This is a genomic window from Methylobacterium sp. WL64 (genome assembly GCF_008039945.1).
Taxonomy (GTDB): Bacteria; Pseudomonadota; Alphaproteobacteria; order Rhizobiales; family Beijerinckiaceae; genus Methylobacterium.
The window spans coordinates 1-9,294 of sequence record NZ_VRVA01000162.1; the positions used below are offsets into that span (position 1 = coordinate 1).

Annotated in this window: 10 protein-coding genes and 2 pseudogenes; 5 read left to right on the forward strand and 7 right to left on the reverse strand. The window is 63.4% G+C overall.

Annotated elements, in window-relative coordinates; translation table 11 throughout:
• The first annotated feature begins 603 nt into the window (after positions 1-603).
• Positions 604-1,029: pseudogene (locus FV242_RS30665) on the forward strand (hypothetical protein).
• Positions 1,030-1,043: 14 nt separating this feature from the next.
• Here FV242_RS30665 and FV242_RS30670 read toward each other — a convergent pair.
• Complete coding sequence (locus tag FV242_RS30670; protein ID WP_147941555.1) at positions 1,044-1,427, reverse strand: helix-turn-helix domain-containing protein; 384 nt, start codon at positions 1,425-1,427, stop codon at positions 1,044-1,046.
• A 704-nt stretch (positions 1,428-2,131) separates the two neighbouring features.
• Here FV242_RS30670 and FV242_RS30675 point away from each other — a divergent pair.
• Positions 2,132-2,323, forward strand: a complete 192-nt coding sequence (locus FV242_RS30675) for a hypothetical protein (RefSeq protein ID WP_147941556.1) — start codon at positions 2,132-2,134, stop codon at positions 2,321-2,323.
• Positions 2,324-2,348: 25 nt separating this feature from the next.
• Here FV242_RS30675 and FV242_RS30680 read toward each other — a convergent pair whose 3' ends face one another.
• Entirely contained in the window at positions 2,349-2,675 is a 327-nt protein-coding gene (locus FV242_RS30680; protein ID WP_246692965.1) for a hypothetical protein, read from the reverse strand.
• 371 nt (positions 2,676-3,046) lie between these two features.
• Between FV242_RS30680 and FV242_RS30685 the strand changes: the two genes are divergently transcribed.
• Complete coding sequence (locus tag FV242_RS30685; protein WP_147941557.1) at positions 3,047-3,304, forward strand: hypothetical protein; 258 nt, start codon at positions 3,047-3,049, stop codon at positions 3,302-3,304.
• Between the two features lie 88 nt (positions 3,305-3,392).
• Here FV242_RS30685 and FV242_RS30690 read toward each other — a convergent pair whose 3' ends face one another.
• From FV242_RS30690 to FV242_RS36205, 3 genes and pseudogenes are all read right to left on the reverse strand, one after another.
• A complete protein-coding gene (locus FV242_RS30690; protein ID WP_147941558.1) occupies positions 3,393-3,695 on the reverse strand; it encodes a DNA-binding transcriptional regulator in 303 nt (100 codons plus the stop codon).
• Positions 3,696-3,739: 44 nt separating this feature from the next.
• Positions 3,740-4,102 carry a type II toxin-antitoxin system RelE/ParE family toxin gene (locus FV242_RS30695; RefSeq protein ID WP_147941559.1) on the reverse strand — a complete coding sequence of 121 codons (363 nt, stop codon included), beginning with the start codon at positions 4,100-4,102 and terminating at the stop codon, positions 3,740-3,742.
• A gap of 30 nt (positions 4,103-4,132) precedes the next feature.
• Positions 4,133-4,264, reverse strand: a pseudogene (locus tag FV242_RS36205) (hypothetical protein); the annotation flags it as partial.
• Between the two features lie 66 nt (positions 4,265-4,330).
• On the opposite strand from FV242_RS36205, the gene FV242_RS30700 reads away from it, so the two are divergent.
• Entirely contained in the window at positions 4,331-5,878 is a 1,548-nt protein-coding gene (locus FV242_RS30700) for a sensor domain-containing diguanylate cyclase (protein ID WP_147941560.1), read from the forward strand.
• Positions 5,879-5,967: 89 nt separating this feature from the next.
• Here FV242_RS30700 and FV242_RS30705 read toward each other — a convergent pair whose 3' ends face one another.
• Positions 5,968-7,056: a hypothetical protein gene (locus FV242_RS30705; RefSeq protein ID WP_246692966.1), complete on the reverse strand. Its 1,089-nt coding sequence runs from the start codon at positions 7,054-7,056 to the stop codon at positions 5,968-5,970.
• Between the two features lie 139 nt (positions 7,057-7,195).
• A complete protein-coding gene (locus FV242_RS30710; protein WP_147941561.1) occupies positions 7,196-7,744 on the reverse strand; it encodes a hypothetical protein in 549 nt (182 codons plus the stop codon).
• Positions 7,745-8,430: 686 nt separating this feature from the next.
• Here FV242_RS30710 and FV242_RS30715 point away from each other — a divergent pair.
• Positions 8,431-8,985 carry a PAS domain-containing protein gene (locus FV242_RS30715; RefSeq protein WP_147941562.1) on the forward strand — a complete coding sequence of 185 codons (555 nt, stop codon included), beginning with the start codon at positions 8,431-8,433 and terminating at the stop codon, positions 8,983-8,985.
• The last annotated feature ends 309 nt before the right edge of the window (positions 8,986-9,294 follow it).

Sequence of the window (9,294 nt, forward strand, 5' to 3'; positions counted from 1 at the left end):
ATATCTGATCGAGCAGCGTCAATGGGCGCACTGTTTCTTAAGCAACGCCAGAGGAAAAATTTGCTTTTGAGAGCCGCTTGGTCATCCAATAACATTGATCTGGGTCGAAACCTGTTGCCCGCATAGTTCGGAAAACGATTGGATCTTCGACGTAATTACCCACGCCCGCGATCGTGGTGTTTAGGCGCCAACGGTCTTCAAGATGGTGCCGAAGGGACTACGAGAACCGCGCTCCTCAATGGGGCTCGCTTCCTCCTCGCGAAGTTGATCTGCCTTTCGTGCAGCTCGTGCCATAGCGATGAGGTCTGCGGCGGTCAGGACGTACCGAGGCAGTGGATCAGGATCCACGAAGAGGCGCTGGGCTGCAGGTGGCTTTGTCCGGACAATCGGAAGCCGTTCGAACGGGTTGTTCCTCTTCACGGCTGCCCCCCTCATCCATCATCGGGATCCAACCTGTAGGTGATCACCGAAGCGTGCGTCAGCCATAGCTTAGCTTCCACCCGTAACAGGGAGCGCGTCAATGACATGCTGCCAACTTGGTGTAGCCCGGGTGGACGCCCCAACGCTACGCTTTCTTCACGACCGTTGGGGCAGTGCGCCCGTATACCGATCCGGCCCGAGCACGGTTTCTTCTACCCGATCGACTGGAAGCAGCTCTCGATGGCGATCCGCTTCGGCCGGGCGCAGGGCCGCTGTGAGAGCTGCGGGCGACCGCACGGCCAGATGGTCTATCATCTCGGCGATGGCTGCTGGTGGGACGCCGAGACTGGCCGCTGGCGTGATGGCTGGGGGCGCCGGATCGGGATCAGGTCGGGTACCGACATCCTCGGTTGCACCCGCTGAGCCCATATCGTCCTAGCAGCCACACATCGGGACCACGACACCGCCAACAACGCGGACGCCAACCTGGCGGCCTTCTGCCAGCGCTGCCACATGATCCACGACCGACCGGAACATCAGAGGCGGCGCTGGCGCACCCTGTTCCAGCGGAAGGCGATGGGTGACTTGTTCGGCGGACCCTATGCCTGAGCAGCACGCCTTTGTTATATCGTAGCTGCAGCTTTCACGATCGAAAGGATGCTATCGCGTGTGGCCTCGTCGCCGATACTTGTGAAAGCCATGATCAACTCCACAACCTTCGTGTCATTGTAGTACATCCGAACATCACCCCCCTCGGCATCCGTCCCCGACTGACCAGCAAAGAAGGTTTCCACCGGGACCTGCAGTAGGTCGGCAATGGCCTGGAGCCGGCCAGCGCCAATCCGGTTGCGACCCTTTTCGTACTTCTGCACTTGCTGGAAGCTCACCCCGATAGCGTGACCGAGTGCGGTCTGGCTCAAACCCTGTGCCGCCCGAAGCGCCGCGATGCGGCTGCCGATCGTGCGATCAGCATCGGTCGCCAGTTTCGGCGTGTTGGTGGCATTCATTGGGGAACGGGCTTTCTACGAGGAAAAGGCGGACCGCGTAGCTACCGGGCCAGCCGCTTAAAGCCGACCCAGAATTGTACCTGATTACGTCACACAACCGTTATTGCAACCGCGCAACAACTGCAACTTATGCATGCCAGAAGTGCAACTTTGGGTATTTCCTGAGGTCAGCGTCGATCGTATCGACTTTGTGAGGGCTGTAGGCCCTCGCGATATCAGGCATCTCTCATGAATGAGATCGAGGAACGGCGGCACGTCGTGCTGCGCAACCTCGCGACGCACGTTGGCCCAGCGTGAGACCGGTTGCGTCTGTCCCTGGACAACGCAGCCCGCTTAGCACGCCTCGCGCCCGAGTTCATCGCAGCTATCGAGAACGGCAATAGTTGTACGTCTTCCCTGGCAGCGACGCGGCTCGCTCTGTTCCTCGGGCTGACTGAGCTTGGCGTACCCCGCTCTCAGCCGCCGGGGATGAAGTAACCGCAGTTTAGGCAATGCTCGACGAGGAAAATTTCGATCGGGGCTGGCACGTACCGCCCATGAACAAATTACACGAAAAACCCACGTCTCTGGATGCCGCGTTAGCTGCGCAGATCTAACACTCCTTGCTGGCTGCATGGCAGACGGCAAGAGAGCTGCTGCGGTAATGCTGGACCGCAGTCATGCTTCTATTGCTTGTCCGCGCTTCTTGCGGCTACAGCCGCCCAATGTCCGACAAGCTCAACGTCCTCTTCAAACGCCTGAGGGTGCACCAGCACACGCTCATCCTAGCGATGGCCGAACACGATGGGTTGCCGGCACGGAGCGCGACCCGCGCCGTCGCCGAACTGGAGAACGCGATCGCCGCGGTCGAAGCGGTGGCGGGAGAAGAAGCGGACTGGGAACGCCGGGGGAGTTGACGTTCACCGGCCCAACACATGAAGCTTACGGCTTGATCCCTACGCGCATCGCGGTCGAACCGATGTCTGGCTCGTCAGCGATCTGAAGCATGGCCGCGCCTGCCGCGACGAAGCCGGCTGCGGCCCTTAAATCAGTAGTTTGTTTCAGATCGTGGGAGATCGCATTCGCTGCCCGCTCCAGGCGAGCGTTACACATGCGGGACGGCATCGTGCCGTTCGGCGTGCAAGCATTGTGTCGAGCGCAGGCCGCGTCGAGCGCATCAATCGGTGGCAGGGGGGCGTTGTTGCCTGGACCGCAGTAGTTGCCGTGGATCAGCATCTTCGGCTCGCCCATCGCACCGGGATCGGCCATGGCGGGCGCTGCGAAAACTACGATGAGAAGAAGTGGTACAGCGGCTCTGCTCAGCATGGTGTCATATCTCGAACAAGCACGCCCCCCTCAGACGGCTGGTGTCGGGCGCCATCGTGCAGCGACCCATGTTCACAAGCATGTTGGCGACGGCAGGTTCCTGTTCGGCGCCGTGCATGGCTTCAGACGTCGCGAGATGAAACGCGCCCGACGCGAGGTGCTGGCTCCTCCTGCGATCGTAGGTCTGGCCGTGCTGTCTGGGCATGGCCTCAGGATGCGCGCGAGACTCACACCGCGCAATCGCACCGCGGCCACACGGCAGCCGTCATGCGCCCGGGCTGACAGGCATCGGCTCCCCGTGGCACTCATCCACCATGGCGATGCCCGACGTGAACGAATGCGAGATCCAGATCGGCGGCGCGTGGCGCCCTATCGGCCTCGCTGAGGCGCACGCTCGCTACCCGTCCGCAATCAAGCGATGCCCGATCTGTCACGGCCGCGTGTCGATCAACGTGAATGGCACCGCGCAGGGCGGGCTCTTTCTCCAGCACCGCAAGGCCCACGACGGCTGTCCGCTGATGCCGGCACGGTTCGTCGGCGAGATCTCGCCGCATCCGCAGGCCGTGGAGTAGGATGCGCTCTCCACTCGGCTACGGCTGATGCGCCGTCGAGCTATGCGCGATCCTGCATGGCTCGATGCATTGATAGCCGGCGGCGATCCTACCGCGGCATCGAACCCAGCGTTTCCTCGACGACCTGTGGGTTCTTCTCCAGCATCGCCAGGAGCACGCGCGCGGCGCCCTGCGGCTGCCGGCGCTGATGCTCCCACTGTCGGAGCGTGGAGACCGGCACGCCGATGCTGGCCGCGAACGCTGTCTGTACCTTGCCCGTGCGCTTGCGGATCTGCGCCACGTCAACCGTCTCCGGGACGTGCACGACCATGCCGGCCGAAGGCTCGCCCTTGGCGTGCGCTTCGGCCTCACGCAGGGCGGACATGGTGCGCTCGAAGATGTCTTTGGCCATCGGTATCTTCTCACGGAGCGGGGCAGCGCCCCTACGGTTCATCATCACGCAGGCCGCGATCGTCGAGCCTGCCAGTACGCCTTGATCGACGCCGTCAGCTTGGCGAACTCGCGCACCTCGGCGTCGGTGAAGTTCTCGCGATCCCCCTTACTGAGGACGGCCAGGAGATAGACCGGTGCCTCCGGACCGACGTAGGCGGTGAGCACCCGGTACCCGCCGCTCTTGCCCTTGCTGCGACCGGCGACGCGCATCTTGCGCACGCCACCTGAGCCGACGATCATGTCTCCCGCCTCCGGGTGAGCGGCGAGCGTGTTCTTGAGCGCGAGCCGGCTCACCACCGTCATGCGCTCGGCCTTGGCGTCGGCCACGAAGCCTGATGTCTCGGCGACGGTGTGCAGGGCCGACATACCCTTACGTATGTCAGCGACGCATATACGTCAACGACATATGAAGCGGCGGTTCAGCCTGGCCAGCTGCTCAGCTTCAGCCCGCCACGCATCGCTCTCGGCCTGCACCGCCTCGATACGGGCGTGCAGGTGGCCGGCGTCGATCGTGGTCTCCATCAGCATGAAAGGTTCGGTTAAGTGTTGGCATGCCACGGTTTCGCTCGCGTAGGCGCAACCGTGAGGTGCCTGATGCCTCCGCTACAGCGATTAGCGCACTCGTTCCGCTCTGCTCGCACCTGGATCGCGCTGAGCCTCCTGGCTCCAGCCGGCATGCTCGCAGCATCCGGCTTAATGCTGCTCGATCTGCGGCACGACGCCTGGGACAAGGCCGAGCAGACCTCGAAGAACCTCGTGCAGGTTCTGGAGCGCGACATTGCTCGCAACGTTGAAATGTACGACCTCTCGATCCAGGCCGCCGTCGACAATCTCAAGACGTCTGGCCTTTCAGAGATGGCACCGGCGCTGCGCCAGCTCATCCTGTTTGACCGAGCTGCCACCGCCCGCGACATGGGCGTGATGATCGTCATCGACGAGCACGGCGACATCGTCGCCGACATCGATGCCATCCCGCCGCGCAAGGGCAACTACATCGACCGAGAGTACTTTCAGGTTCACAGAGCGCGCGCCGGGCTCGGCCTCTACATCGGCCGGCCGATCGTCTCGCGCCTGACCGGGAAGCGGATGCTCCCGTTCAGCCGGCGCATCAACAAGCCCGACGGCACCTTCGGCGGTGTCGTTCTGGGCAGCGTGAAGCTGTCCTACTTCACCCACCTGTTCAGTCAGATCGATCTCGGCCGCAACGGCGCCATCAACCTGTACCTGCGCGACGGTACGCGGATCATGCGCCACCCCTACGCCGAGGCCGATATCGGGGTGAATATCGCTGCTGCCCCGACCTTCCAGGGCTTCGTGCGCGAGCACAGCGGCAGCTTCGTCCACACCTCGGTCCGGGATGGCATCGAGCGGCACTACCGCTTCACTCTGGTCGGCGATCTGCCCCTGATCCTCAACGTCGCCCTCTCGACGGCTGAAATCGAAGCCGAGTGGCGGGTGAAGGCGCTCGTCATCGGCGGTATCGTGCTCGCGTTGTGCGGGATCACGATCGCCCTCTCGCTACTATTCGGACGCGAGTTACGCCGCCGTGAAGCTATGCAGGCGGAACTCGAACGTCTGTCGCTTACCGATGCGCTGACTCGGCTGCCGAACCGCCGCGCCTTCGAGGACGCGTTCACCCGCGCTACCGACAATGCGCGACGCTCGGGTAAGCCGCTGTCCCTGCTCATCGTCGACGCCGACCACTTCAAGCGCTTCAACGATCGCTACGGTCATCAGGTCGGGGACGAGGTGCTGCAAGCCTTGGCACGCGGCCTCTCAGCCAGCGTCCATCGTCCCCACGATCTCGTCTGCCGGGTTGGCGGCGAGGAGTTCGGCATCCTTCTCCCAGAGACGGATCAGCTTGGTGCTCTACGTATCGCCGCAAAGGTCCATGCCGAGGTATCAGCCCTGACGGTCGACTCGGCCGGCCTCGGCGCGGGCGCGGTCGCGGTTAGCATCGGGCTTGCCAGCGCCGTACCGACCGGCGTGAGGCCTACCACACTGCCAGAGCTCTACCGTCTCGCGGATGGGGCGCTCTACGAAGCCAAGGCGGGAGGGCGGAACCAGACCCGCTGTGCGAAACGGCAGGACGTTCCGGCTACCTCATCGAAACGGTCGTTTCAGGTCGTGGGTGGGTCGTAGGCAGACGTCCGCTGCGTTCATCCGATCGACCACGGAACTCATCGTCCAAGCGCAGCAGACGGTCCGCTCCCAGTCTCGCCCCGACCCCCTCAGATCACCGCCAGCTTGGCGAGTTCGGGGAACTGCAGGCTCGCGTCGAATAGGACCTCGTGCCCCAGGTAATACAGCGCCAGGAAGGCAGCGAGCGCGCCACCATAGTACGCCGGCGCCCAGGCCGCGTGGCGCACCCGAACGGTTGTCCGGGCATCATCCGCTGCGATCCCGAGCAGCACCACGATGATGCCGGAATGCCCGATCGCGTCGACCTTGCCGAACTCGAACACCGCCGAGACGAAGATCGCGGCCAAAATGATCGCCGCAGCGCGCCGCACCAGCGGGGTCCAGAGCAGCGCGAAGGCCAGGGTGAACTCGATGACGCCGGCTGCCTGCATGAACAGCGCGGGCGTCGCACCCATGGTCATCTGCGGCTTGGCAGCGAGCAGTGGATCGGTCCACTGCGGGTAGGCCCATTTCTCGACCGAGGCCCACATCAGCGTGATGGCCGCGCTCCAGCGCACGATGTCGAGCGGACGCAGGCCGAAGGGCTTCAGGTTGAGGCCTTGGCAGACGAGGTAGACCGCCACCCCGAGGAACACCGGGTAGTCGGCGAGGTGGAACACGCCGTACTGCGCGCTGGCGAAGCTGAACAGGAAGACGATGCCCAGGCCGGTGAGCGGCATGGTCCGGCGCCAGATCAGGCAGGCGGCCAGCGCGAGCTGGAACCACGGGATCCAGGCGACGTCGGTCTTGAGCTCCGGGGTGAGGATGATGCCACCCATCCCCCACAGCGAGACGAAGAAGAAGCCCAGCGTGGTCCGGACCAGCAACTCAGTGTCGGTCCGGATCCGGGTGGTGACGCGATCCAGCGCGTTGAGCAGGGCGCCGCCCAGCGGCGTGCCCTCGGCCAGGCACCCGAACATTAGGCACAGGATGGCCAGACCGGCGAGCCACTCGAAGTTGGCGCACAGCACCTGCTCAAGGCCACGCGGCTGCCCGGCGACGTCGTAGGCGCAGAACCATTTCACGTGAGCGCTGGCGGAGCTCGTACCGGCGAGGAGGGCCACGGGTGGGGCGGCTAAGCTTACCAGCGCGCGCGTACCCAGGCGACGCGTGAGCCTGAGCGCCGAGATCCGAACCATGATGACCTCGAAAGACGTGGCGGGCACCGACCCGCCTACGTATTTCCTCACAAACAGCGGTGTCGCGTCAACGAGTTATTAACGAACATTACGCGATGGTTAATAACGGTCCAGGTGCTTACTGCCTGGGCAAACGACGCTAGTTTTGATCTTTGCTGAGGCTGATGTAGCGCGCCAGAACCCAGCCGTGCTCGCAGGGGCCGGTGTAACTCTGCTCGACCGGCGTGAGGATCGTCGTCCGGCATCCGAGCAGCGCGGAGCCGTAGACGACGCCCAGCCACGGGCCGAGCTTTTCGCAGACCACGACCATGTCGCCGTCGTGCAGGCGACCGATCTCGCGGAACGGGGCTTCTCCGGGCCCGCTCTGCACCGCCAAAAAGCTCTCCGGCTCGGCCCCAATTTCGATCACATGCCCCTTCTCCGGACAGGCATCGTCGCCGATCGACCCGTGCATCAGGATCGGTACATTCAGAGGGGTCGTTTCGGCCTCAGCTAGACTGGGCGGCAGGAGCATCAAAAGAAGCCCAAGACGCAGCGCAATGGATGACATGAGCGTGCCGCGCTGCCGTGTTTGATAGGGGGCGCTATCGCGCTCGCCCGAGTAGGTGAGACGGCGAACAACGCGGCTGATGCTGAGGGGATCCGCGCCGTGAGCCGGCGCTTGCGGTGTCCAGTTCCCCCGCCGCACCGACCCTCACGCGACTGCCCGGCCGAGGCTTCACGGGCGAACTACGGGGAACTGGCCCGGAGAGCGCCTGTCGTCACGTGCTTGCCCGCCGCACGCCTTGCGGTGTCGCGAACACCTCAGGGCACGCTGACGGGAAGAACCGGCGCTTTAGCAGTCGCGCACGGGCCTGTCGCCCATTACGCCATCCGCACGGATCGTGTCCCCAACCACCGGCCCTCGGCTCACCAAGCGTCGCGTTCATCCTGCACAGGCTCGATGCGGGCCTGCAGATGGCCAGCATCTTCAATGGGCTATTTCGGCTCCATCTCCACGATCACTTGCAGAGCCTCCAGAGCTTGCCGCCGCCCTTCCTCCGTCGCGATCTTCGACCATAGGCGCAGGCATTCAACTGTGCTTGCGGTTAGGCGTGCAGGCGGGGCATCCGTGAAGAAGTGTTCGATGGGAACACCGAGTGCGTCTGCGATCCGTTGGAGCGCCCTACGCGCTGGTGAATTAAAATTTTCCATCAAACCGCTGAAAGGCCGCTTCGAGGGAAGATTGTCCCTTCAAGGGCATCAACTTTTGGACGAAGAAAATTTCTAATGCAAGTTATGGTTCGACACTTTTGGGAACGACGCGGTAATGTCCGAGGATTGGCGATCGGTTCCTGACGCAAGGGCGGGGCGTCGGCCCATGGAGCGTTCAGGATGATTTTCGTCACCGATGCAGCAGGACAAATAACTTACGTCAGCCCGGACTGGTGCGCCTTTACGGGGGAGATTGCAGCCGCAGCGGCAGAGCACGGTTGGCTGAACAGCGTGCACCCTGATGACCGAGAGATAGCAGCCAATTTCCTGCGCGACGCTCATGCCCAGCAAACCGAGTATACCTTCCGCCATCGTCTGCGTCGGGCTGACGGAAGCTACGCCTGGGTTGCGGGTGGCGCCGTTCCATCCTTCGGCCCACCAGGACGAACCTTCCTTGGCTATCTGGGGTCGCTGACGGAGATCAGTCCCAGCGGTTCGGAGCCTCTGACAGCTTATGGCACGCTCGCGCGCTATGTCCCCCCACCACCGCATCCGTCAACGATGCCCGGCTCGACGCTCGAACTTGTCGCCGATCATCTACTGATGGCGCACGGCCTCATCGAGCAGGACAGCGCCAAAGAGATGCTGCCGGTGCTGCGGCAAGCGCTGGTGATGGCAGGCGTCTTACTGGCGCGGAAAATAACCGAGCCGGATTCGGGCGATCGCTTCCACTGAACTAGCTCGGGCCGATGTTCGCCATATCGTCCGCTCACATGATGCCACAGCATAGCTCAACTCGCGCGACTACCCGCTAGGATTCGAGAACGTGCCTCTCGGTTGAGGTCGCCCGCCGCTTGTCGGCAGCCGTTCTTTGGTTCCGTTTTCCCCGATTTTGACAGGACTAGAACTTCAGTAGCCGTGCGGTTCGCGGATTTGCACCCTCCCCCCTGTGCCGGCGAGGCGAAGGCGGACGATCCAAGTTTAGATAGCGGGTCTGGGGTCCGCGCCAGCCGCAGCCAAGCCGTCCACTCGGGCGTGATGATG